This window comes from Corynebacterium sp. HMSC063A05 (genome assembly GCF_001809695.1).
GTDB lineage: Bacteria > Actinomycetota > Actinomycetes > Mycobacteriales > Mycobacteriaceae > Corynebacterium > Corynebacterium amycolatum.
Window position 1 is genome coordinate 41,152 of sequence record NZ_KV798504.1, and the last position, 23,036, is coordinate 64,187.

At 59.4% G+C, this 23,036-nt stretch carries 19 protein-coding genes; 9 read left to right on the forward strand and 10 right to left on the reverse strand.

Features of this window, described 5'->3' with window-relative positions; translation table 11 throughout:
- Positions 1-59: 59 nt before the first annotated feature.
- From secA2 to HMPREF2651_RS06735, 5 genes are all read left to right on the forward strand, one after another.
- Entirely contained in the window at positions 60-2,339 is a 2,280-nt protein-coding gene (secA2, locus tag HMPREF2651_RS06715; RefSeq protein ID WP_049181071.1) for an accessory Sec system translocase SecA2, read from the forward strand.
- Between the two features lie 238 nt (positions 2,340-2,577).
- Positions 2,578-3,003 carry an oxoglutarate dehydrogenase inhibitor Odhl gene (gene odhI / locus HMPREF2651_RS06720; protein ID WP_038625554.1) on the forward strand — a complete coding sequence of 142 codons (426 nt, stop codon included), beginning with the start codon at positions 2,578-2,580 and terminating at the stop codon, positions 3,001-3,003.
- Between the two features lie 71 nt (positions 3,004-3,074).
- Positions 3,075-3,833, forward strand: a complete 759-nt coding sequence (locus tag HMPREF2651_RS06725) for a transcriptional regulator FtsR (protein ID WP_049181070.1) — start codon at positions 3,075-3,077, stop codon at positions 3,831-3,833.
- A gap of 45 nt (positions 3,834-3,878) precedes the next feature.
- A complete protein-coding gene (locus HMPREF2651_RS06730) occupies positions 3,879-4,478 on the forward strand; it encodes a bifunctional nuclease family protein (RefSeq protein ID WP_049181069.1) in 600 nt (199 codons plus the stop codon).
- A gap of 388 nt (positions 4,479-4,866) precedes the next feature.
- Complete coding sequence (locus tag HMPREF2651_RS06735; RefSeq protein ID WP_172620271.1) at positions 4,867-5,370, forward strand: MerR family transcriptional regulator; 504 nt, start codon at positions 4,867-4,869, stop codon at positions 5,368-5,370.
- A 144-nt stretch (positions 5,371-5,514) separates the two neighbouring features.
- Here the strand turns inward: HMPREF2651_RS06735 and HMPREF2651_RS06740 are convergent, their stop codons facing one another.
- The 7 genes from HMPREF2651_RS06740 to gndA all read right to left on the reverse strand — a co-directional run bounded on the left by HMPREF2651_RS06740 (position 5,515) and on the right by gndA (position 15,258).
- Positions 5,515-7,128, reverse strand: a complete 1,614-nt coding sequence (locus tag HMPREF2651_RS06740; protein ID WP_049181068.1) for a vWA domain-containing protein — start codon at positions 7,126-7,128, stop codon at positions 5,515-5,517.
- A 97-nt stretch (positions 7,129-7,225) separates the two neighbouring features.
- Entirely contained in the window at positions 7,226-8,143 is a 918-nt protein-coding gene (locus HMPREF2651_RS06745) for a hypothetical protein (RefSeq protein WP_049181067.1), read from the reverse strand.
- Positions 8,140-9,354, reverse strand: a complete 1,215-nt coding sequence (locus HMPREF2651_RS06750; protein WP_038625543.1) for a hemolysin family protein — start codon at positions 9,352-9,354, stop codon at positions 8,140-8,142. The genes HMPREF2651_RS06745 and HMPREF2651_RS06750 overlap by 4 nt, the downstream gene beginning before the upstream one ends.
- Positions 9,351-10,736 (reverse strand): hemolysin family protein, encoded by a 1,386-nt coding sequence (locus tag HMPREF2651_RS06755; protein WP_049181066.1) that lies wholly within the window; start codon positions 10,734-10,736, stop codon positions 9,351-9,353. Before HMPREF2651_RS06755 ends, HMPREF2651_RS06750 begins: the two co-directional genes overlap by 4 nt.
- Positions 10,737-10,739: 3 nt before the next feature.
- Positions 10,740-12,074 (reverse strand): DEAD/DEAH box helicase, encoded by a 1,335-nt coding sequence (locus tag HMPREF2651_RS06760; RefSeq protein WP_224786556.1) that lies wholly within the window; start codon positions 12,072-12,074, stop codon positions 10,740-10,742.
- Positions 12,075-12,154: 80 nt separating this feature from the next.
- Positions 12,155-13,768, reverse strand: a complete 1,614-nt coding sequence (locus tag HMPREF2651_RS06765; protein ID WP_038625537.1) for a bifunctional hydroxymethylpyrimidine kinase/phosphomethylpyrimidine kinase — start codon at positions 13,766-13,768, stop codon at positions 12,155-12,157.
- Between the two features lie 47 nt (positions 13,769-13,815).
- Positions 13,816-15,258 (reverse strand): NADP-dependent phosphogluconate dehydrogenase, encoded by a 1,443-nt coding sequence (gene gndA, locus HMPREF2651_RS06770; protein WP_193393892.1) that lies wholly within the window; start codon positions 15,256-15,258, stop codon positions 13,816-13,818.
- 114 nt (positions 15,259-15,372) lie between these two features.
- Between gndA and HMPREF2651_RS06775 the strand changes: the two genes are divergently transcribed.
- Positions 15,373-15,936, forward strand: coding sequence for a PaaI family thioesterase (locus HMPREF2651_RS06775; protein WP_224786555.1), 564 nt, complete (start codon positions 15,373-15,375; stop codon positions 15,934-15,936).
- Positions 15,937-16,028: 92 nt separating this feature from the next.
- Here HMPREF2651_RS06775 and HMPREF2651_RS06780 read toward each other — a convergent pair whose 3' ends face one another.
- Positions 16,029-17,450, reverse strand: a complete 1,422-nt coding sequence (locus HMPREF2651_RS06780) for an NAD(P)/FAD-dependent oxidoreductase (protein ID WP_049181063.1) — start codon at positions 17,448-17,450, stop codon at positions 16,029-16,031.
- 186 nt (positions 17,451-17,636) lie between these two features.
- On the opposite strand from HMPREF2651_RS06780, the gene HMPREF2651_RS06785 reads away from it, so the two are divergent.
- Both HMPREF2651_RS06785 and HMPREF2651_RS06790 read left to right on the forward strand, forming a co-directional pair.
- Complete coding sequence (locus tag HMPREF2651_RS06785) at positions 17,637-19,091, forward strand: class I SAM-dependent methyltransferase (RefSeq protein WP_070586010.1); 1,455 nt, start codon at positions 17,637-17,639, stop codon at positions 19,089-19,091.
- A gap of 117 nt (positions 19,092-19,208) precedes the next feature.
- Positions 19,209-20,936, forward strand: a complete 1,728-nt coding sequence (locus HMPREF2651_RS06790; RefSeq protein ID WP_038625529.1) for an FAD-binding dehydrogenase — start codon at positions 19,209-19,211, stop codon at positions 20,934-20,936.
- A 39-nt stretch (positions 20,937-20,975) separates the two neighbouring features.
- Here the strand turns inward: HMPREF2651_RS06790 and HMPREF2651_RS06795 are convergent, their stop codons facing one another.
- Positions 20,976-21,260 (reverse strand): Lrp/AsnC family transcriptional regulator, encoded by a 285-nt coding sequence (locus HMPREF2651_RS06795; RefSeq protein WP_005511316.1) that lies wholly within the window; start codon positions 21,258-21,260, stop codon positions 20,976-20,978.
- 174 nt (positions 21,261-21,434) lie between these two features.
- On the opposite strand from HMPREF2651_RS06795, the gene tpx reads away from it, so the two are divergent.
- Positions 21,435-21,932, forward strand: a complete 498-nt coding sequence (gene tpx, locus HMPREF2651_RS06800; protein WP_038625527.1) for a thiol peroxidase — start codon at positions 21,435-21,437, stop codon at positions 21,930-21,932.
- 64 nt (positions 21,933-21,996) lie between these two features.
- Here tpx and HMPREF2651_RS06805 read toward each other — a convergent pair whose 3' ends face one another.
- A complete protein-coding gene (locus tag HMPREF2651_RS06805) occupies positions 21,997-23,034 on the reverse strand; it encodes a hemolysin family protein (protein WP_038625524.1) in 1,038 nt (345 codons plus the stop codon).
- Between the last annotated feature and the right edge of the window lie 2 nt (positions 23,035-23,036).

The window sequence follows — 23,036 nt, forward strand, 5'->3', positions numbered from 1 at the left end:
TGATTACTCTGGTGAGTCAGAACGCGCCGACAACCACACGTGCGCAGGAAGGGTAGAAGATGGCTGGGTTTAATTGGTTTTGGAAGGCTCTTGGCGGCAAGCAAGGGCGCAACCAAAAACGCAGCGTAGGGCTGGTGGCGCGCGCTGCTGAGCTCGAGCCACAGGTACAGGCGCTTTCCGACGCCGACCTCGCCGACTTCGCCCGCCAACACGCCACCGATGCACCGGAGCTTTTAGCCGCGCTCCGCGAAGTCTCCCAACGCACCCTATCCATGCGCCCCTTCGATGTGCAGCTGCAAGGCGCGCTGGCGCTCATGGAGGGAGACGTTGTCCAGATGGCCACCGGTGAGGGCAAGACTCTCTCCGGCGCCCTGGCTGCAGCCGGGTTCGCGCTGCGTGGCCACCGCGTGCATTCCGTGACTGTCAACGACTACCTCGCAGGCCGCGACGCGCAATGGATGCAACCGCTGTTCGGGTTCCTTGGGCTCTCGGTGGCGGCTATTTCGCCGCAGGATGGTCCGGGGGAGCGTCGTAAAGCATATGCGGCAGACATCATCTACGCCGCCGTCAACGAACTCGGCTTTGACGTCCTGCGCGACCGTTGCGCGCCGACCATTGAAGACCGCGTGCAGTCGCCAGCTGCCGTCGCCATCATCGACGAGGCCGACTCAGTGTTGGTGGATGAAGCGCTAGTCCCGCTCGTGCTCGCCGGCAACGAACCTGGCACCGCGCCAACCGGGCAGATTACCGACGTGGTGCGCCGCCTGCAGCTCGGCGATGACTACACCGTCGACGAAGGCCGCCGCAATGTCTTCCTCACCGATACTGGCGCTGCGCGCGTCGAACGGCTGCTCGGCATCAGCTCGCTGTACGACGCCGAACACGTCGGCACCACCCTGGTTCAGGTCAACGTCGCACTGCACGCCCACGAGCTGCTGCAGCGCGATGTCGACTACATCGTGCGCGACGGCAAGGTACAGCTCATCGACGCCTCGAAGGGACGCGTGGCGGAACTGCAGCGCTGGCCGGACGGTCTCCAGGCGGCGGTAGAGGCCAAGGAGGGCCTGCAAGTCTCGGAGGGCGGTCGCATCCTAGACTCCATGACCATCCAGCAACTCGTCGGCCGCTACGACATCACCTGCGGCATGACCGGCACCGCCACCTCCGCGGGCGACCAGTTCCGCGAGTTCTACGGACTCCACGTCTCTGTTATTGAACCCAACGTCCCATGCGTCCGCGACGACGAGCCCGACCGCATCTACGCCACCACCGACGACGCGTTCGCCGCGCTTGTCGACGAGGTCGTGGAACTCAACGGCACCGGTCGACCAATACTCGTAGGCACCCGTGACGTGGCGGAATCGGAACGACTGGCCGATGCGCTGGTTCTGCGCGGCATCGAATCGTCGGTACTGAACGCGAAGAACGACGAGCTGGAGGCCCAAGTCATCGCGGGTGCTGGCGATATTGGCCGCGTCACGGTGTCCACCCAGATGGCCGGCCGCGGTACCGACATCCGCCTCGGAGGGGCAGACGAATCCAACCGCGATGCCGTAGTCGAACGCGGTGGCCTATGCGTCATTGGTCTGGGTAAGCACCGCACTGACCGACTGGATAACCAGTTGCGTGGCCGCGCCGGGCGCCAGGGCGATCCGGGCTCGTCGGTGTTCTTTGTCTCCCTGGATGACCCGGTGATTTCCGAAGGTGCTGCCGGCGAAACACTGAGCGTGCTGCCTGAAGACGACGGTCGCGTCCGCGATAAGCGGGCATACCAGTTCATCGACCGAGCACAGCGAGTGACAGAGGCGACCATGCTGTCCATTCATGCGACGACGTGGAAGTACAACAAGCTCATCGGCGACCAGCGCGAGATTCTGGATGAGCGCCGGGAGAAACTGCTGACTACGAATGCTGCCTGGGAAGAACTGTCCAAGCTGGCATCGTCGCGGGCGAAGGAAGTGGAAGCCGCAGTTGGGCGCGAAGTCGCCGAGGACGCTGCCCGGGAAATTATGCTGAGCCACCTGGATCTCGGATGGTCGGAACATCTGGCGGATCTGGACGACCTGCGGGAGTCGATTCACCTGCGCGCGCTGGCTAAGGAAAGCCCCATTGATGAGTTCCACCGCGCCGCCATCGGTGCCTTTAAACACCTGGTCAACAATGCCGTCACCGAGTCGGTGCAGACCTTCCAGGAGGTCGAAATCGATAGCGATGGCGCGCATCTGGAGGACACGGGACTTGCCCGCCCGAGCTCGACGTGGACGTACATGGTCAACGACAACCCATTGAGCAATGGTGGTGGCTCGGTCGTCGGTTCAATTGCAGCGATGTTTAGGTAAGCCGTAACCACAGGTTTGGTAACAATTTGAAAATATTTCTCAAGTGACCGGCCTAGGTACACCCACGGAGAAAGCTCTCCGATGTCGGTATTTACGCATATCAATCATGTTGTACATACCCTCTCGGTGAGCTGCGTCACAACATGGTTGGGATTAGATAACAACACGAAAGCGGTTGGGGCGCTATTATCTAAAAAGTAACGAGTAAATCGCCCAAGGTTATCCCGGAGGGAAAGATATGACTAGCAATAGCGGCCAGCCAGAGGCATCGGTCGAGACCACCTCGGTCTTCCGTGCAGATTTGCTGAAGGAGATGGAGTCCAGCTCTAACACGGACTCCACGGTCTCCGGTGTTGAAGGACTTCCGGCAGGCTCGGCACTCTTGGTCGTCAAGCGGGGGCCAAACGCGGGTTCGCGTTTCCTGCTCGATCAGGCAGTCACCACCGCTGGTCGTCACCCGGAAAGCGACATTTTCCTCGATGACGTGACTGTTTCCCGTCGCCACGCAGAGTTCCGCAAGAACGGTGACTCCTACGAGGTTGTCGACGTGGGATCGCTGAACGGCACCTACGTTAACCGCGAGCCGAAGAACTCCGCGGTTCTGGCTAATGGTGACGAGGTCCAGGTCGGTAAGTTCCGCCTCGTATTCCTTATCGGTAACTAATTCGACATCGGTTAGTGTCGACGTCTGTCGGCATTAACCCCCTTATTTTTGTAAAGGCTCGGAAAAGACCAGTGGCAGCAGTACACAAATCAGCGGTTTCGCAGCCGGCTTCGTCAGAAAGCACTGCGAAGCAAGCACGCTCGGTGGGCAAGAAGAAGACCATCGGTGCTGTGCTGAAGGAAGTCAAGGTTGAGTTCCCTGATGTAACGCTGTCCAAAATTCGTTTTCTCGAGTCGGAAGGGCTGCTGTGCCCGTCGCGTAGTTCCTCGGGCTATCGTCGCTACAGCCAGGCGGACATTGACCGCCTGCGCTACATTCTGACCGTTCAGCGCGATAACTACTTGCCGCTGAAGGTTATTAAAGAGCAGCTCGACGAAATTGATGCGGGCAACGCTGGCGGCGACGGTCTGGCTTCGGTTACTCCACTGGTGACGGCGGATCAGTTCCGCGAAGCTGCAGTGGTCTCGCTGACACAGGCGGAGCTGGCAGAGCGCACCGGCGCTAGCGAGAAGTTCATCACTGAGCTGGTCCGCGTCGGCTTGATTACTCCGGACACGCTGAACATGTTCGACGGCGATGACCTGCTCATCACCGAGACGGCAGTCAAGCTGTCTGAGTTCGGTCTGGATGCCCGCCACCTCAAAACTGTGCGTACCGCTGCGACCCGTGAGGCTGATTTGGTGTCGCTGGCAGCTGGTCCGCTGAGTAAGTCGCGTGCGGCTAGTGGCAAGCAGAAGGCTGTGGAAATGGGTCGTGAGATGACCGCGCTGATGGTCACGCTGCACGGCACTTTGGTCAAGCGCCAGGTCAACAAAGATCTGGGGAAGTAGTCAGTAGTCCCGCGTGAATAGCGGCTCGCTACAATTATCGCTGTTATGGACGAAAAACTCGTAGAAGTCAAGTTTCTAGACTGGATGGCGCATCCTCCTGAGGACGATCCGGTACTGCTCCTGCATGCCGAAGAGACTAACCGGATTATCCCGATTTGGATTGATTTGGCGACGGCGACGGAGTACTCCGCCCGCGAGACCGGCGCTACGCAGCGTCGTCCGGGCATGCATGACGTCTTTGTCGACACGCTGGACATGGTGGGGCAGAGCGCCCTACGCGGCCAGATTACGGGCGTGCATGAGGGTGTTTTCATCGCCAGCCTGGTGCTCGAAGGCGGCGCAGAGATCGATATGCGCCCCTCCGACCTAATCCTTATCGCCAGCGAGCTTGAGGTGCCGCTATATGTTGCACGCGATGTGCTCGATGCTATGTCGGTGTCGGCGCGTCTTGTCGCTACCAATGGCGGTTCGCTTACCGACGACACGGAGACCGACTCTGTCGAGGCGTCGGTGTCGGAGTTTGCTGAATTTCTCGACAGTATTGATGCTGACTACTTTGCCGAGCCGTATGGTGATGCGGAGGGTAGGGAGTCCGATGGTGAAGCCGACGGTGGTGCCGACTCGGCTTCCGATGGCGACCGTTAGCAGTGTGACTGGAGTGAACACCTGACAACTTTTGATGTAGTTGTGGCGCGTATTTCCTCCGGCACGTCGCTGAATGACCCCATAAAAGGGGTAACTTTTCTTAAGTTATAGTTTCACCCCTTCCTGGGGTTTTTCTCCCGGGCTGTGCTTGAGCTGGGGAAACTGCGACTCCAAACTCTAAACCTTAACTTTAGGTTTAGAGATTCGGCGTGTCGTCCTGTGATGTATTGACAGCCGATTAACCTTGGCGAAAGATAAATAGCGGCAGTGAAACTACCTCGGGAGAATTTATATGGTCGACGACAACAGCGGTTCGCTCTTTGGCGACAATGAGCTCCGTGCGTCGGACTCGCAAGAGCCACGCGCGGTCCAGGAATCCCTGTTCGACATGGGACCGGACGAGCAAGTTGGCTACCGCGTCCCCATCGCATGTCAGGTAGCGGGCATTTCTTACCGTCAGCTGGACTACTGGGCGCGCACCAAGCTGGTTGAGCCTTCGATTCGTACCGCCAAGGGCTCGGGCACCCAGCGTCTGTACTCCTTCCGCGACATCCTCGTTTTGAAGATTGTTCGTGGCCTGCTGGACACCGGTATTTCCCTGCAGAACATCCGCCTGGCTGTCGACCGCCTGCGCGACCTCGGTGTCGATGATCTGGCTACCATCACGCTGGTTTCCGACGGTCGCACCGTCTACCAGTGTCGCTCCAATGAAGAAGTCATTGACCTGCTCAACGGTGGCCAGGGAGTGTTCGGCATTGCTGTCCCGGGCATTATGAAGGAACTGACTGGCACCATCGCCTCCTTCCCATCCGAGCGTATCGACGGTACTCAGGAAAACCCAGGTACTGGCATCGACGAGTTGGCTGAGCGCCGTCGCCGCCGCATCTCCTAACAGCCAGCGATACGGCTAGATAGTGGCGTTGCTGCTACGGCCGCCGCTCAAAGAAGCGAAACAAAACTAAACGAAAACCGCCTTCCACAACTGGTTCCGTTTTCCTCTCCCGAGGTTGGGCCAGATGGAGGCGGTTTTTGCTGGTTACTCGGTACCGATTGCCGCAGCCAACTGAGAGGCCAGGCCATCGCCATAGTCAGCCGCAATGCGCAGAGAACCAGTGGTCATATTCGCCACTTCCTGCAGTTCAGGGATGGAGCTGTCCCCGTCGGGAAGCACGATGACCTCAATCGTTACCGGGCGGTCCGGGCTAATGAGTTCCTTGATTCGCTCGACGGACTCGGCGGCATCGGCGCCCGAGGCATCGCGCCCCGAGGTGAGCACGACGAGCCGGTTCGGCTTGTCAGGGGAGTAGGTGTCGCGGGCGGCCTGGTAGGCATCGATAAGCGCTGGCCAGAACTGCGCCTCACCACCGGCCGGAAGTTCGGCCAGCGAGCTCTTTACGGCGTCTGCGCCATTGTTGGCCTCGTCATCGGGGGCTGGAAGTTCCGCGAGACGGTTCACCTCGGGGGCGAATGTCCACAGGCCGTAGCGGCCACCAGGTGCGGCATCGATAGCGCCGGTCAGAGCAGCGGATAGCGCCCCGACATCGACGCCATCGGAGGTGTCAGCGAGTAGGAGCGCCGAGCCTACCGCAGTTGCGGGCTGTTGCGCATCCGGCTGCTCCAGTGCTGGCGGCAGCGCAAAGGAATCTGTCTGGATCTGCGAGAGCACTCCAAAGTTCTCCGCTACTTTAGGGCTGAAGGTGCTCTCACTAGCTTCGCCGTCGGCGCCGTGATCTGCCGCGAAGTTCCGGAAGTCCTCGGCCGCGCGAGCCGTGTTCTCGTCGATCTTGCCGCCGGAGCCAAAGGTGACAACTGGCGCGTGCAGCTGGGGTGCATCCGCAGGGGAGACCAGCTTCAGCCCCTCGCCGGCCATCTGCAGCATGGGCTGGGTTGCGGCCACACCGTCGAATTCGGCGACATTCTGGCCGAGCATGGTCAGCAGAGTATTGGAGGTGTAGACCTCACCCAAGTCCGCGCGTTCGCGAGCGACATCCGGGCCGCCGCCAAGTCGAGCACTGATCACGGCAGACAGTGCAGCATCGGAGCCACCGGGGGCGGCCACGCGCAATCCCGCAAGCTCTTCCCAGGTGGCGTTGTTCAGCTGGTCAGCACGATTGGTTGTGAAGGCCACGCCACTGGCAATCGGTGGCAACCACGTCTTGGGGTTGTTGACCTTGACCTTGTCTGAATTCTTCGCTTGATCCACGAAGGAGATATCGGCGGGAATCCAGACTCCCGGCGTCATAATTCCGGCACTGGCCTCGTCAGCTGCAGAATCATCCGCAGCGGGGTCCTCCGGAGCCCCCTCACCAGCTTCAGCACCGTCAGCATCAGCCAAGGCGTTCACAACCTCCTGCGAGCCGGCCACAGTAATCTGTGGCCGCACGCAGAAGTCCCTCACCACGGGATTTGACTCGCCATAGTCCTGCACGAGTTTCTGTGCCGAGCCCACCGCAGCAGGGTCAGCGGTCACCACCAGTGTCAGGTCACCCTTGGTACACCGTGCACGGTCCGCATCAATCGACGAATCGTTGCTCTTGCGCAGATTAACCCAGGCAAAAACCGCAGCCACCAGAACAATGACGACCAAGACGGCAATAAAAGGCCCCTTAGCCACTCGATAGTTGTTCTCACCCGAGGCGTGTCGTCCCATGTCGTTTTAGCCCTTTCTATGCTGAGTGTGCTCGGCGCTGTCGACTCGCAGCAGACCTCGTCGTAAAGCACAAACGCGCACGTAACTCCTGCCAACTCTACTGCGTGGACAATGCGACATCTACTACTTGCAGCAAACGCCCGCGCAGGACGTCGGCGCGAGCAGAAATCTCACGCTGGCGGCGGACGTACTCGGCCTTGCCCTCGGGAGTCTCGATGCGAATGGGAGCAAAGCCCCAATCCCGCAGATCGTAGGGAGCGGCGCGCATATCCAACTCACGGGCACTGCACGCGAGCTCGAAAGTATCCAGCCACAGGTCGCCGGGGACCGCCTCGCCGAGCTTGGTCGCCCATTTATACAAGTCCATGTTGGCGTGCAGACAGCCCATCTGCTCACAGTGCGGCTGTGTCTCGCGCGTCGGCGCAAACTCGTTGAGCGGGACGGCGTCGGGCGTAAAGAAGCGGAAGGCGTCGAAGTGCGTACACCGCACTGTGTGGGCCTCGACGACCTCGTCCGTGCCTGCCTGACCAAGCCGCAGTGGCTCCGGGTGACGATGCTCGGGCTGGCGATACACCATCGCCCATTCATGCAGGCCGAAGCAGTCAAAGTGCGCTGGATTCGCGCGCGTCGAACGCAACAGATTGCCGATGTACGCCACCGTCTTACCTCGCTTATCGACGTACGCCGAAACATCCATGCGTGCCGTCCCCGAGGCGGTATCGGTGGGCTCCTTGCTAGCAGAACTGTCGGTAGCGTCATCCATGTCGAGGGTAAAAAACTTCAGGTGACTGATGTCCTTGGCTGTCGCACCGGGAAGATCTACGCCGATGCCCGGTGACCAGCGACGGAGTTGACCGGGCTTGACGGGGTAGTACTCGAAGATGAAGTCCCACACCGGGTGGCGCTGGCCACGACTGCGACGGGACAGGTGATCGCGGGTCAGGGCATCGACGCGGGCGATATGCCTTGCTTTGGCTTCACGCCAGTCGAAAGACGAATCGGGCGTAGATGTCACTGCTGGCGTCCCTGCGTGGTGCCCGGCCGGATCCGGGGCTGGTTCACGATCGGGTACTGCTTTGGTGCACCGCTGCGACGCGGGGAGACCTCGTGGGTCCAGTCACGCACGACACCGACCTGCTCTTCGATGAGGTCCTCCAGAGCCACGATGCCGATCTGCTCCGCGCCGGAGAAAGCACCGGTCTTCGGGGCGATACTTGCCGGGGCGCTTGCGCGCAGGTGCGGCTTCGGCATGCGAGCGCGTACAGCCACTGCCATGTGGGCGCTGTAGCGGCGCATGATGCGCAATCCCTCATCCAGCGTGGCATCGATCGGAATCTCGATCATCGGGCGAATCTCGTCATCAGGGATGGCTGTCTCCGGTCCGGAGGCAGGGTCCATGACGCGGTCGAGGACATCCTTGACGTGAACATAGCCACGGTACTCGTTGGGTTCATTGTTGGCCGCAGCGACGGGGAACCGGGAGAAGCCAGTTTCGGTGACCGCCGTCTCTAGGTCGCCCACAGTCGGTGCGGTGGGGAGGCGCCGAATCTGCTCGTGCGGAATTAGCACCTCCTCAATGGTGCGCGTGGCCGAAGCCAGCGTGCGACGAAGACGGACGTGCTCCTCGCTGTCAAGGAGCCCCTCTTGACGAGACTCCGCAATCATCGATGCCAACTCAGTGGAATCAACAGTGGTGTCAAGCTCATCGCGCTGCTCAATGCCGAACAGCCTCAGTGTATGGCGAGCCAACCAGTTAAACAGCAGCAACAGCGGTTTGGTCAGGCGGTAGAAAACCATGTGAACCGGAATAAGCAGCATGGCCACTGTCTCTGGGCCGGCTAGGGAAATGTTTTTTGGAACCATTTCGCCGAGCATGATGTGCAGCACTGACACCAGCATCAACGCGATGGCAAAGCTCAGCGGGTGTAGCAGTGATTCCGGAATACCCATGGCGTGGAAAGGAGCTTCCAGCAGATGTGCCAGCGCCGGTTCAGAGACCTTACCCAGCAGCAGCGAGGCAATGGTGATGCCCAGCTGTGCGGCGGCGAGCATCATCGACAGGTGCTCAGAAGCATTGATAACTGTGCGAGCGCGCTTCTTTCCCTGAGCCAGCAGCGCTTCCAAACGGTCACGGCGAGCAGCAATAAGTGAGAACTCCGCGCCCACGAAAAACGCGTTGACCAACAACAAGACGAAGGTCAGGAGGATTCCAAACCAGTCACTCATAGGTTGAACATCTCCTTAGCGCGCTCGTTGGTCACAGGAATCAAAATGGCACGATCCACGCGGCGGTCATCCATCGCCAGAATGCGGGCGTACCAGCGTCCGGCGATACCCGATTCGAATTCGTCCATGAAGTCGCGTTCGGTCTCTGGCAGCAGGACGACATCACCGACCTCTGGGATGCGACCGAGCGCAAACATAATCAGGCCACCGAGGGTTTCGAAGCTGCCCTCCGGGGCGAAGTATCCGACCTTGGTCGGCAGCTCGTCGGTACGCACAAGGCCGGAGCAATTCCAGCCTTCAATTGCGCGCTTGACTTCCTGCTCGGACTCCTTGTCGTCGTACTCATCCCAGACCTCGCCAAGAATTTCCTCGACGACGTCCTCGATGGTGACAATGCCGGCGATGCCGCCATACTCGTCCGCGACCAGCGCAATCTGCGAACCAGCCGAACGCACGGCCTCCAGTACGGCATCGCCGTCCAGCGACTGCGGCAGCGTGGGCACTGGCCGTGCAACCTCCCGCATGGTGGTAGTTGAGCGCTTCGTCGCAGGCACCGCGAATGCGTCCTTGACGTGGACAACACCGACAGTGGCATCGAGGTCCCCGTCAGTAATGGGGAAGCGGGAATGTCCTGATTCGATGGCGACAGCCAGCAGATCCAGCGCCGTGTCATCGACATCGAGAGAAGTAATCGTCGACCGCGGCGTCATCAGGTCCTCCGCAGTAGTTTCGCCAAAGCGTAACGACGACTCGAGCACAGCAGCCTTCGACTCATCCAATGCACCCTGCTCCGCAGAATTGCGCACCAGTGCTTCCAGCTCCTGCGGGGAACGCGCCGAAGCCAGCTCATCCGCCGGTTCAATGCCGAGCTTGCGCACCAGCCAGTTCGCCGAGGCATTCAGCGACTGAATGAAGTAGCGGAACACCCAGTTAAACGCCATCACCGGACGAGCCGTAACGCGCGCCGAAGCCAGCGGCTCTGTAATCGCGACATTCTTCGGCACCAACTCGCCGTAGACCATTGACAACATCGTGGCCACAATGAGCGCAAGAATCAGTGCGGTCGGTCCCGCTGCAGACTCGCTGAGCCCCATCCAATGCAGCATCGGCGTGAAGTATTGCGCCAGCACCGGTTCCGCGAGGAAACCAGTTGCCAGCGTCGTCAACGTAATGCCCAGCTGTGCACCGGAGAGGTGGAAGGACAGTCGATTATGTGCCTTGTGAACGGCCTCAGCAGGTGCATCCGCTGAACGGGCGCGGTCGGCGTCAATCGTAGAACGCTCCAGTCCTGTCAGCGCGAATTCAAACGCCACAAAGAGGCCGGTGCCAGCGGTTAGCGCGATAAAGCCGACAACCGCGACAATATTGAGAACAATATCCACTGATTATCTCTTCTTCTTTTTCCCTCGCTTGGGGCGGTGTACGCGACCGCCAGCACGATTCTTTCCGCTTGCCGACGGGCCGCCGCGCCCGCGGTACCCGGAACCACTAGCACCGCCTGCCGATTGGCTCTGATCTTGACGAGCCCGGCGCGGACGGCGTGCGCCCAGTTCCTTGACAAATCGCGGCAGCCCCGGAGCTGCGCGCAGCTCTTCAGCTTCAACGCCGGCTCCTGCCAGCAGCTCACGGGCCTGATCAACCTGGCGGTCACGCACAATCATCGCTACCGTGCCGGAAGCACCTGCACGCGCCGTGCGACCCGAGCGGTGAATGTACGTCGCGGAATCCCTTGGCGGATCCGCGTGCACAACCAAGTCAAGAGCATCGATATCAATGCCCCGAGCGGCCACATCCGTGGTGACGAGGACATTGATTTCACCGTCGGCAAAGGCCTTGAGGACTGCGCGACGTGTTGCCTGGCCGCGATCGCCGTGGAGGAAACCTAACTTGATGTTGTAGAACTGTAAAAACTTAGCCAGCTGCACGACACGCGCCTTAGAGTTGGCGAAGATGACGCACTGATCCTTGCGGGAGGCAATCCAGGCGACTACTTCGTCTGCCTCAGTGTTGTCCTCTACCCGAAGTAACAGATGCCGCATATTGCGCATGGTCAGCCGGGATGCAGTGACCTTGTGTTTCGCAACTTCGGTGCTACTTGCGCGACGATCGCGGATAAGCCCCGCGGCGTCGTCGTTAATCGTGGCGGAAAAGACCATGCGCTGTGCCGACTTCGGGCACGCACGGACTAGGCCCAGAACATCGGGCAGAAAGCCCATGTCAGCGAGCATGTCCGCTTCGTCTACGACGACGGCAAGGACGTGCTCAAGGCTGAGTACGCCGCGGCGGCGCAAATCGTGTGCGCGACCCGGTGTGACCACAGCGATATCGACTGGTGCTGCGAGCAGAGTCTGCTGCTTGGCCACGGAGTCACCGCCGACCAAGCTCAAGACACGCAGACCTGCAGCGGCGCCGATGTCAGCGAGGACATCAGCAATTTGATCTGCAAGTTCCCGCGTCGGCGAAATAATAAGCGCGCGCGGGTAACGGGGAAGCGCTGGAGAGGCGTTATTGAGTAACGCGACCAGCGGAATGCCAAATGCGAGCGTTTTGCCCGAGCCTGTGGGTGCCTGTGCAAGAACGTCCTTGCCAGCGAAAGCATCTGGCAAAGTCGCCACCTGCACGGCGGTGGGCGAAGTTATGTGCTGGGCACGCAGAATACTCACAATTGCTTCCGGCGTGCCCAACTGTCTGAAATCACTGGACTCAGCAGGAGGGGGCATGCTTGTTAGAATACCGCTATCCCCGGACTGCCATGCAATAGGCACGTCCGGTGAACTGGAAAACTACCGTGCCATGAGATTTACCAACCGCGACCCGGTTGCGCATAGGCCTCGCGCTCAAGAACAGCAGCTCGACGGAAGATATTGCGGATAGATTTGAGCTCCGCATCGCTGGCCGTGGACATATTCTCTTCAAGGACCTCGAGAGCCTGCTGAACACTGTCAACATACTCGGGGTCGGAATACACCTCCACCCAGTCCGCAATCGTGGAATCTCCATCGACCAGCGATTTTCCTTGCAGAGTCAGCTCGGCTGTAACCCACATTTCGGCAACGATACTGGTTACGGCGACCCGATATGGATTGAAAGCGCTACAGGAAGAATGCACGTCCAGCAAAAGCTGCGTGATGGTTGTCGGTTCGATGTCCTCGAGCGCCGAAGAAGCCTCTTCCAGCGTGTTATTGCTCAATTCCAACGCACGCACCAGGGCTTCCTGCGCGACCGATGACCACAGAACCTGTTCCTTAGCGCAGGGTGCTTTCGTTGCCAGATGCGACAGGACTGGGAAAACTTGGTGCAAGTACCAGGCCTCTTGCGCTACGAAGAAGTTGGTTTCTTCCGAGGAAAGGTCGCCGCGGAGCATCGTGGGGACGCTGAACATTCCGCCAATCTCGGCAACGATGTCCTCGATGTCCCGCCACAGCTGGGAAGTAAAGGGGCCCGCCGGAGCAATCTGGAGTGAGTGCCCGAAGAAAGATTCCAACTCTTTTGGCGATTGCGCAGTGTCAGTGCCTTCGATGGCTCCTGGGGAAAAACTGGAGTTCAGATGTACTGGTTGCATTCGCCGAAGCGCGACCTTTTCCAGGCGACGAGCCCTGTGGCCGTGGTCAATGGGGCCGTGCCCCTGGCCGACGTTGAGGTTATCCGCGAAACGAATGGACTCGCTGAGCCAGCGCGTAGTCCAGCGCAGGGCATCATTAATCGCAGAGCCCCCACCAATCCGTGTGGCGAGAGCAGCGGACAGCGAACAACCCGTGCCATGGGTGTTCTCAGTGTGAATGCGGGGAGAAGAGCTGAAGAAAACCTGGCCATCGGGGGATGCCACGGCATTTCCGGCTTCCTCATCACTTAAGTGACCAGCTTTTGCAATCACGATGACATCGTTCTTGCCCGCGAACTCCAGCGCCTGCTCAATCAGCTCAGTGAAGTCGCTGGCCTCCGGGGCGTCGGCAAGCAACGCCAGTTCGGGAACATTCGGCGTGATGACGGTGGCTTCCGCGACCAAGTCCCGCATTGCATCCATGGCATCTTCGTCAAGCAGACGGTCGCCGGAGGTAGCGACCATAACCGGATCGAGAACAACCACGGCTGGCTTGGTCTCCTGAACCCAGCTGGTGACGGCCTGCGTGAGTTCGCGTGACCCCAACATGCCAATCTTCACCGCGTCGATGGTGACATCCTCAGTCACAGCAGCCAGCTGCTCGACGAGGAAGTCAACAGGTGGGGTGTGGACGGCACGAACGCCCACGGTGTTCTGAGATACCAAAGCGGTGACCACGCCCATGCCATAACCACCGGCGGCAGCAATTGACTTTAAATCGGCATGCAGTCCAGCCCCACCGGTTGGGTCTGTGCCGGCGATGGAAAGAACTCGTGGCACAAAATCAGGCTTCGCCTTCAATGGAAATGGCATCTCAGACCCCTTTTAACTTCAAGAGTGTGAAGCGACAGACTTCAACACTATGCTTCAACCTCGGAGCGGTCGCCAGACCAGAGGGTGTGGAAAGCGCCCTCGCGGTCAACGCGCTTGTAAGTGTGTGCACCGAAGTAGTCACGCTGCCCCTGAACCAGCGCTGCCGGCAGGCGCTCTGCACGCAGGCCGTCATAGTAAGCCAGCGAGGAGGAGAACACCGGAGCCGGGATACCCATTTGTGCTGCAGTGACAACAACATCGCGCCAGGCGTCGAGGCACTCGGTGACCTGGTCACGGAAGTACTCGTCGAGTACCAGCGCCGGCAGCTCCGGATCGCGGTCGTACGCTTCCTTGATGCGGTTCAGGAACTGAGCGCGAATGATGCAGCCACCACGCCAGATGGTTGCCAGCGCACCGCGGTCAATTTCCCAGCCGTACTCCTTGGCGCCAGCGTTAATCTCATCAAAGCCCTGCGAGTAGGCAATGATCTTGGAAGCGTAGAGAGCCTTACGGACGCGTTCCACAAAAGCATCGCGATCCTCGGGCGCCTTAGCCAGGCTTCCTGACGGCAGGTTGCGTGCAGCCTCACGCTGAGCAAGGGAAGACGACAGGGCGCGAGCGAGCACGGCCTCGCCAATACCAGTTACCGGAATGCCCAAGTCCAAAGCGGCCTTGACCGTCCAACGCCCGGTGCCCTTCTGACCAGCGGCATCCACGATGACATCCACCAGCGGCTTGCCTGTCTTCTCATCGACCTGGGAGAGAACCTCAGCGGTGATCTCAACCAAGTAGGAGTCCAGGTCGCCCTTGTTCCACTCGCGGAAGATATCTGCAATCTCTGCAGGGGTGAGGCCAGCGGCCTCGCGCAGCAGGTGGTAGGCCTCGCCGATGACCTGCATATCCGCGTACTCGATGCCGTTGTGGACCATCTTCACGAAGTGGCCAGCGCCATCGGAGGAAATGTGTGTACAGCACGGAACGCCATCAACGTGAGCGGAGATGGACTCCAGCAGCGGGCCGAGGGACTCGTAGGACTCCTTCGTGCCACCCGGCATAATGGATGGGCCGGTCAGAGCGCCTTCCTCACCACCGGAAATACCAGTGCCAACGTAGTGCAGGCCACGGGCGCGAATAGCCTTCTCACGACGGATGGTGTCCGTGTAAAGAGAGTTACCGCCATCAATGATGATGTCGCCGGGCTCCATCACGTCGGCAAGCTGATCGATGACCGCATCAGTAGCGGCACCTGCCTGAACCATAATCAGAGCGCGACGCGGGCGCTCCAGCGAAGCGACGAACTCTTCGATGGTCTCGGACGGGATGAATGAGCCTTCATCACCGTGTTCAGCGATGAGGGTGCGAGTTTTCTCCGGGCTGCGGTTGTACACGGCAACTGTGTGTCCCTTGTGGGCGAAGTTGCGCGCGATATTCGAGCCCATGACGGCGAGCCCGACGACACCAATTTGTGCGAGTTCATTGTTATCGGTCATGCCCACCATCTTAAAGCCTGGCCAGGGTTCGTTGTATCTGGGACTCAGAATTTGTTACTGGTTTTAACGTTAAAACTGCCACAAGTGATGGCGTGCGCTGGCACAATGTTTGGCATGGCTGACGAGACTATTGCGAATAATGGCAGTTCACAGGATTCTAACTCTGCAGATTCCGCCGCCGAGCAGGCGAAGAGGAAGGGGCTGCGCAAGTATATGACACTGGTGACGAAGGCTAGCCAGGAAGCCTTGAGCGATGAGGAGCTGGCTGTTTTTAACAGCACCTTGGGCGATAACGGAATCGGCGGTCTAGATACGCTGCTGGGCACGAAGTTTGTCCATGTCGGGCCGGAGCGAATTCAGATGGAGCTCGCAGTCGGGCCCGACCACCTGCAACCGTGGGGCCTAGCCAATGGCGGTGTTTACTGCTCGCTAGGTGAGACTGCTGGCTCTATTGCTGGTTTCGTTGCCTGCGGTGCGAAGAAGCCGGTCGTCGGTGTGAACAACAACACCGATTTTTACCGCTCCGCCCGGGCCGGCGAGGTAATTGTCACTACTGCGGAGCCGGAGTACCTGGGGCGCACCATGCAACTGTGGCGCATTGAGCACACCCGCAAGGCAGATGAAAAACTGCTGGCCCGCACCAACCTACGAATTGCGGTACTTGACAAGCCGCTGTAGCAAATCGTCATAGGTGGTAACGGGCCAGATAGGGAACTCGCAGGTGGTTAACCTTGGTTAGCTGTTTTCTAACCTAGCCACCTGCAAGTTAACTACTTGTTCTTATTTGCGCGGTGCTCGCGGCGGGTGTCGCGAACTTCCAGAGGCAGATCCTGCTCAGCCTTGTCCTTGTTGAGCTCGGCCAGGCGATTGATTGCATTGCGTGCGTACATCTGCTGGCGGGTGGAAACCATCTGCCAACGGTTGCGGTCCAGAACATTCAGACCCCAGCTGACGCAGGAGACGAGACGGTTGCGGAAGCCCACCAGGAACATCAGGTGGACAGCCAGCCACAGGACCCAGCCGATGAAGCCGGAGACCTCAACCTTGCCCATCTTCGCCACTGCAGAGAAGCGGGAGACGGTTGCCATGGAGCCCTTGTCGAAGTACTCGAACGGCTGGCGCTCCGCGACATCGCGGCCGTCTGCCTCGGCAGCAATGTTCTCAGCGACATACTCGCCACCCTGAATAGCAACCTGAGCAACACCCGGCAGGTTCTCGCGGTTGGACATGTCGCCCACGACGTAAACGTTCTTGCAGTCACCAGCTGTCATGTCCTCGTTGACAACGACGCGGCCAGCGCGGTCGGTCTCGGCGCCGGTCTGCTCGGCAATCATCTTACCCAGCGGGGAAGCGGACACGCCGGCGGACCAAATCTTGCAGAACGACGGGATGAACTCCTCGGTTTCATCCTTCATGTTCTTGTAGGTGACGCCCTCTTCATTGACGTCAGTGACCATCGCGCCCAGCTTGACGATGACACCCATCTTCTCCAAGGACTTCTGAGCCTTACGGCCCAGACGCTTGCCGAACGGCGGCAGAACCTGCGGTGCGCCGTCGAGCAACACGACACGTGCAGCGTGCGGGTTGTAGCTGCGGTAAGACGATGCGAGAGTGCGGTTAGCCAGCTCGGCCAGCTGACCAGCAAGCTCAACGCCGGTCGGGCCAGCACCGACGACCACGAAGGTCAGCAGACGCTCGCGCTCGGCCGGATCGTCGGTCAGCTCGGCGCGCTCGAATGCGCCAATGATACGAGCGCGAATCTCGAGTGCATCGTCGATGTTCTTCATACCCGGAGCAAACTCGGCAAAGTGATCATTGCCGAAGTAGGACTGGCCAGCGCCAGCGGCGACCAGGAGGTGGTCGTATTCCCACTTGGAAGTCTGGTGACCCAGTTCGGAAGTCACGACCTGCTTTTCGACATCGATGTCGGTGACATCGCCCTTGACAACACGAACGTTCTGAACACCGTCGAAGATGGTGCGAGTAGACGGTGCGATTTCGCCCGAGGAAAGGATGCCCGTTGCTACCTGGTAGAGCAGCGGCTGGAACAGGTGGTGGTTAGTGCGGTCGATGAGAGTGACGTCGACCTCGGCGTCCTGCAACTTCTTCGCCGCGAACAAGCCACCGAAACCCGAACCGATGACGACCACGTGCGGACGTCCGGAGTGCGGGCGGTACGGAGTCTCGGTCATGTATTTTCTCCTCACAGACTTTAAAGTTCTCGAAGTTTTGATTCGGCTTTTAGCCGGCAAGCCACAATAGTAATCCTCTCGGTGCGCCACCGCCTATTCTGGGTCCCTGCGCGGTAGAATTCGAGAGCAAACTCAGTTCGTTATTCGTACCTTTATGCGGCGCGATTGTTAGGAGGTTCGGGCAGGGTGAATTCGGCAAGCCGGCAGGCAATTGACGCAGAGCGATGGCCTCGGGTTGCGCGTATTCCAGAGGGGCGTTTCTTAGCGAAACGTGCTGACGTAATGGAGCGCTCATTCGAGCGGCTCTGCCAGAACAACGGCATTGAACTGGTTGAATCCGGCGAGTTTGTCGGGGAGTCCTTCATTACTCGGTCGACGAGTGACGCCGATTTGGCTATCGACGGTGTCGGTGGCGCCAGTTCCCGCAGTGACAGTGAATCTCCCGATGATTCCGTCACATTGCGTCCAGTCGTTTTCAGCGTCATTGATCCTGTTTTCTATTCTCGACTAGCTGATTCAGAATGGCTCGGATTGGGGGAGTCCTATCTCGCGGGCGAGTGGTCCAGTGATGACTTGCCAGAGCTTCTCAGCCGACTGCTCAGCGCCGAGTTTGATATTGCCTCGTCGGGGCCGCTGGCACGTGGTCTGATGAAAGTCGCGCGTTCACGCCCGCGTCTCGATGGGCCAGATATGGCGGGAGAGTTGCCGACCTCATTGCTGGAGCTTTATTCCGGCGAATTGCTGATGGGTGGTTCTGGCCTGTTCGCCTCCGGAGTGCGAACCTCGTCGCGTGAACAGATTCCCAACTATGCCCGCGGTGCGGGCAAGGGTGGGGTTCCCTCGCACTGGTCAGTTGACGTGACTTATGTCGATGCCCCAAAATCCGTCGCACGTGCTGATTTTCTGCATGCCCAGGTGCGCAATATTGAGCACATGCTCGATCTCGCTCGAGTGCGGGCTGGCGACCGTGTAGCCGAATGGCCGTCGGCAGGCGGAGAAATTGCACTTCGAGCTGCAGAAAGGGGAGCGGGTGCGGAGGTTATTACCGTCTCAGATGACCACACCGACACGGTGCTGGAACGGGTGGAAAAGGCTGGATTGCGCGGCGCGGTAGATGTAATCCAGATGGATCGCAACATTCCGTCGCCACGCGAATTCGAGTCTGACTTCGAGGCGGTTATCAACGTCGGGCGTCTGGAGACCTTCGGTCGTGCAGGTGCGCTGCGCTGGCTGAAGAGCGCCGAGCGTCTGCTTGTCGATCGCGGCACTATCGTCGTCCAAATGGTGGTAGCTACGGACAAATTCGACGCGCTCTCCGAGCGTAGCTTGGACCTCGTACGCGCTTACGTGTGGCCACAGCTGCAACTCTTCACCATGGAAGAGCTGCGCAAGATGGTTGACCGGGAAACCGGTCTGCGCATCGCGGCGGAGGAATACATTCCTTCGCACTTCGCGACGACCTTGCAGCTCCAGCGCGATTTATTTGCAGCTCATGCGCGTGAAGCCGCTGGTATCGGCTACGACAGAGTGTTTCGGAGGATGTGGAATTACTACCTGTCGCTGTTTGAAGCGCTCGTGCGTGCAGAGACAGTCACGCTCGTGCAGGTCGAACTCGTGCATGCGCCACGCAGGCCTCACTAGCAGCGGGCAGCTCCGGACGCGCTGGAAATTCGCTAGATAAATAGAGCCTGCAAAAATAAATCACGTTTTTAGGCAAAACCACCTCAAAGGCGGTGTTTAGGGTCTAAAAACGAAACTATGAACGCACAGAGCACCACACGTACTGCAGACATTGTTGTCGTCGGCGCCGGACTTGCCGGATTGGTCGCGACGTATGAGGCCACGCAGGCAGGTAAGAAGGTCATCCTTGTCGATCAGGAGAATGCCAACAACCTTGGCGGACAGGCTTTCTGGTCGTTGGGAGGAATCTTTCTCGTCGACTCGCCAGAGCAGCGCCGCCTAGGAGTCAAGGACAACCGCGAGCTCGCTGAAGCTGACTGGTTCAACTCCGCGCAGTTCGACCGCGAGGAAGACAACTGGGGGCGCAAGTGGGCCAAGGCCTACCTGAACTTCGCGGCGGGGGAGAAGCGCGACTACCTCCGCAATCTCGGCGTGAAGTTCCTGCCTGTCGTCGGGTGGGCTGAGCGCGGTGAAGGGCGTGCCGACGGTCACGGTAACTCGGTACCCCGATTCCACTTGACCTGGGGCACAGGCCCCGAGATTGTCCGCGTTTTCGCAGAGCCGGTCGCTGAAGCTGCGAAGAAGGGGCTGGTGGAATACTGCCATCGCCACCGCGTTGATGAGGTGATTGTAGAAGATGGCCGCGCCGTCGGCGTGCGTGGCAAGATTCTGGTTCCCTGTGAATCTTTAGAGCGAGGAGTGGCGTCGTCACGCGAGGAAACAGGGGAAGACTTTGAGATCCACGGGTCGGCCGTGTGCATTGCGACGGGCGGTGTCGGTGGCAACCTGGAAGCCGTGCGTAAGTGCTGGCCGACCGAGCGCCTGGGCGAGATGCCGAAGGACATGGTTTGCGGTGTGCCAGAGCATGTTGACGGCCGTGGCATTGAGATTGCAGAGCAAGCCGGCGCAAACCTCGTCAACCGTGACCGCATGTGGCATTACACCGAGGGCATGAAGAACTGGAATCCAGTGTGGCCGAACCACGGTATCCGTATCATCCCGGGACCGTCGGCCATGTGGTTCGACGCAGAGGGAAACCGCCTGCCTGCGCCGTATATTCCGGGCGCGGATACTGTCGGCACGATGAAGCACATTCTGGCTACCGGACATTCCTACTCCTGGTTTGTGCTGAATAAGAACATCGTGGCCAAGGAGTTTATCTTCTCTGGCTCAGAACAAAATCCGGATCTGACGGACAAGGAGATTAAGAAGCTGATTGGCAAGGTGACCTCTGGTGTCGCCGCGCCCATTCAGGCGTTTATGGATAACGGCGAAGACTGGGTGGTTGCCGACGATTTGCCGAAGCTGGTCGAGGGGATGAACGAGATCGTGGAAGCGAGCTCGGGCGGAGAGTCTGGTTCGGGCAGCGAGTCCGGAGCTGCAGCGCCGAAGATTGACTTGGAGAAGCTTGAGGAGCAGATCCGTCAGCGCGACATGCAGACCGGCAATCCCTTCTCCAAGGACTACCAGGTCAATTACGTCAACGTGGCCCGGAACTTCCTCGGGGACAAAATCATCCGCTCTGTGCCGCCATCACCGATTTTGGATCCGAAGAACGGCCCGCTGATTGCTATTCGTCTGCGCATGCTGACCCGCAAAACGCTCGGCGGCATTGAGACGACCCTCGACGGTCAGTGCTTGCACCCCGACGGAACTCCCTTTGAGGGGCTCTACGCCGCAGGCGAGGCCTCTGGTTTCGGTGGCGGCGGCGTCCACGGCAACAACGCACTGGAAGGCACATTCCTGGGCGGCTGTATTTTCAGTGGCCGTCAGGCAGGCCGCGCGATGGCGGAAGTGGTTAAGTAGCTACCGCATACCGGCACGGTTCGGTGGAAGAATCCGCGACTACTCCAGCCCGATGGAGAATGCACTTTCCAGATCGTGCTGAGAGTAGGTGCGGAAAGCCAGCTGAGTCTGAGTGCGAATGACGCCGTCGACCTTGCTGATGAGGTTTGGAATGATTTCCGCCAAATCATCGTGGTTAGTTGCGCGCACCACGACGACCAGGTCCCAGTCGCCAGTAACGGAGTAGACCTCAGTCACGCCGTCGATCTCGACGATGGTCTCGGCGGCCTCCGGAATCTTGTCAGCTTCGACATCGATGGACACAATTGCGGTAATCAAACTCATGGCTGCCTTTCCTCGGAGTTTAAACGTTGGGCCCGCTGAGTAGCGTGGCCCGGACCGCAAGATACGCAAGATTACTCAAGATACTGCGGCCCGGAATTTCATTTCTGTCACGATTCTACTGATTTCCAGGAAACAGCCTGGAGGATCCTGACGAAAGGCGGTAAAAAGGGCGCTATGACACAAACCGCATTTCAGTCCAACCCAGTCCAGCTTTCCGGCGACCTGCCCCAGGTGGGCAACAAGGCTCCGGAGTTTACCCTCACCGGTGGCGATCTCGGGGAGGTCACCAAGGAGACCTTCGCTGGTAAGAAGGTCGTCTACAACATCTTCCCGTCTGTAGACACCGGTGTTTGTGCAGCTTCGGTGCGTCACTTCAACGAGGACGCTGCTGGGCTGGACAACACCGTCGTGGTTAATGTTTCGCGTGACCTGCCGTTCGCTCTCGGCCGCTTCTGCGCTGCAGAAGGCCTGGACAACGTTGAGGTTGCCTCGGATTTCCGCCACGGTTTCGGCGAAGCCTTCGGTGTTGTCCAGCAGGATGGCCCGCTCGCAGGTCTGCTTGCTCGTGCCGTAGTCATCACTGACGAAGAGGGCAAGGTTATTTACAACCAGCTGGTCGATGAGATCACCACGGAGCCGGACTACGACTCCGCGCTGGCTGCGCTGAAGTAATTAGCTAACTAGCTCGCAGCAGCAAGTAACCAGCTGGAATCGACGGGGCTCGTCGGCGGTCTCGCTAGGCTGTTGCCTGGCGCACTTCGCCGACGAGCTCTTCTAGTACGTCCTCCAGTGCAACGATTCCGTTGACAGAGTTCTTCGAAGTACTATTTCGCTCTGTCACCAAGGCGAAGTGAGCTTGCTCGCGCTGCATAAGCCGCATGACCGATTGGAGCTTGGCGTTCGGGCTGACGGTTGCGAAGGTGCGAATCAGATTCCGCGGGAAGGTCTGGTCGCGGTGACCGTCGTCAAGCGAAAGCAAATCCTTGACGTGAATGTAGCCGATGAAGCTGCCGTCGGTATCAGTGATGGGGAAGCGAGAAAATCGCGTGCGTGCGCTGAGCTCTTCGATGTCGGCGACAGTGGTGTCGGGGTCAATGGTGACGAGGGTGTCGAGTTCCATAGTGACGTCCGCGGCGGTGAGATGCTCGAAGCCGAGAGCTTTGTGAAGGAGTGCGAGCTCGTCATCGTCGAGAAGCCCCTGACGCCCGGACTCGGCGACGAAATCCTGCACCTGACTAGCGGTGAAGGAGGAATCGACCTCGTCCTTCGGAGTGGCGCGAAGAACCTTACGAACCACGATGTTCGAGGTCGTATTCATCGCCCAGATAACCGGGTTGAGTAGCCGCACAATCACATACAGCGGAATAGCCACGAACTTCGCTGTCGGGCTGGGGGCCGCAATAGCGATGTTCTTCGGCACCATTTCGCCGACAACCATGTGTAAGAAAGTGACGATCAGCAGCGCCAACACCAGCGCAACCACGTGGGCGGTGCCCGCGGGGAGTCCAAGTGCTGTCATGTAGGGCTCGAAGAAGTGTGCAATTGCAGGCTCACCGACGGCACCGATGAGCAGGGAACAGGCGGTAATGCCAAGCTGTGTTGCCGCCAGGGAGGCTGACACGTTTTCGATACCGCGCAGCGCGTACTTTGCGCTGGTAGAGCCGCTGACGGCATCCGGTTCAATTTGGTCGCGGCGAGCCGAGACCATCGCAAATTCAGTAGCGACAAACCAGGCATTGAGGGCTAACAGCAAAATAAGAGTAAGTAGTGGCATGT

Excerpts from the sequence above, each read along its gene's own strand:
- secA2 (WP_049181071.1), top strand. The coding sequence starts at position 60 with ATGGCTGGGTTTAATTGGTTTTGGAAGGCTCTTGGCGGCAAGCAAGGG.
- odhI (WP_038625554.1), top strand. The coding sequence starts at position 2,578 with ATGACTAGCAATAGCGGCCAGCCAGAGGCATCGGTCGAGACCACCTCG.
- HMPREF2651_RS06730 (WP_049181069.1), top strand. The coding sequence starts at position 3,879 with ATGGACGAAAAACTCGTAGAAGTCAAGTTTCTAGACTGGATGGCGCAT.
- HMPREF2651_RS06735 (WP_172620271.1), top strand. The coding sequence starts at position 4,867 with ATGGGACCGGACGAGCAAGTTGGCTACCGCGTCCCCATCGCATGTCAG.
- HMPREF2651_RS06740 (WP_049181068.1), bottom strand. The coding sequence starts at position 7,128 with ATGGGACGACACGCCTCGGGTGAGAACAACTATCGAGTGGCTAAGGGG.
- HMPREF2651_RS06750 (WP_038625543.1), bottom strand. The coding sequence starts at position 9,354 with ATGAGTGACTGGTTTGGAATCCTCCTGACCTTCGTCTTGTTGTTGGTC.
- HMPREF2651_RS06760 (WP_224786556.1), bottom strand. The coding sequence starts at position 12,074 with ATGCCCCCTCCTGCTGAGTCCAGTGATTTCAGACAGTTGGGCACGCCG.
- HMPREF2651_RS06765 (WP_038625537.1), bottom strand. The coding sequence starts at position 13,768 with ATGCCATTTCCATTGAAGGCGAAGCCTGATTTTGTGCCACGAGTTCTT.
- gndA (WP_193393892.1), bottom strand. The coding sequence starts at position 15,258 with ATGACCGATAACAATGAACTCGCACAAATTGGTGTCGTCGGGCTCGCC.
- HMPREF2651_RS06775 (WP_224786555.1), top strand. The coding sequence starts at position 15,373 with ATGGCTGACGAGACTATTGCGAATAATGGCAGTTCACAGGATTCTAAC.
- HMPREF2651_RS06780 (WP_049181063.1), bottom strand. The coding sequence starts at position 17,450 with ATGACCGAGACTCCGTACCGCCCGCACTCCGGACGTCCGCACGTGGTC.
- HMPREF2651_RS06790 (WP_038625529.1), top strand. The coding sequence starts at position 19,209 with ATGAACGCACAGAGCACCACACGTACTGCAGACATTGTTGTCGTCGGC.
- HMPREF2651_RS06795 (WP_005511316.1), bottom strand. The coding sequence starts at position 21,260 with ATGAGTTTGATTACCGCAATTGTGTCCATCGATGTCGAAGCTGACAAG.
- tpx (WP_038625527.1), top strand. The coding sequence starts at position 21,435 with ATGACACAAACCGCATTTCAGTCCAACCCAGTCCAGCTTTCCGGCGAC.
- HMPREF2651_RS06805 (WP_038625524.1), bottom strand. The coding sequence starts at position 23,034 with ATGCCACTACTTACTCTTATTTTGCTGTTAGCCCTCAATGCCTGGTTT.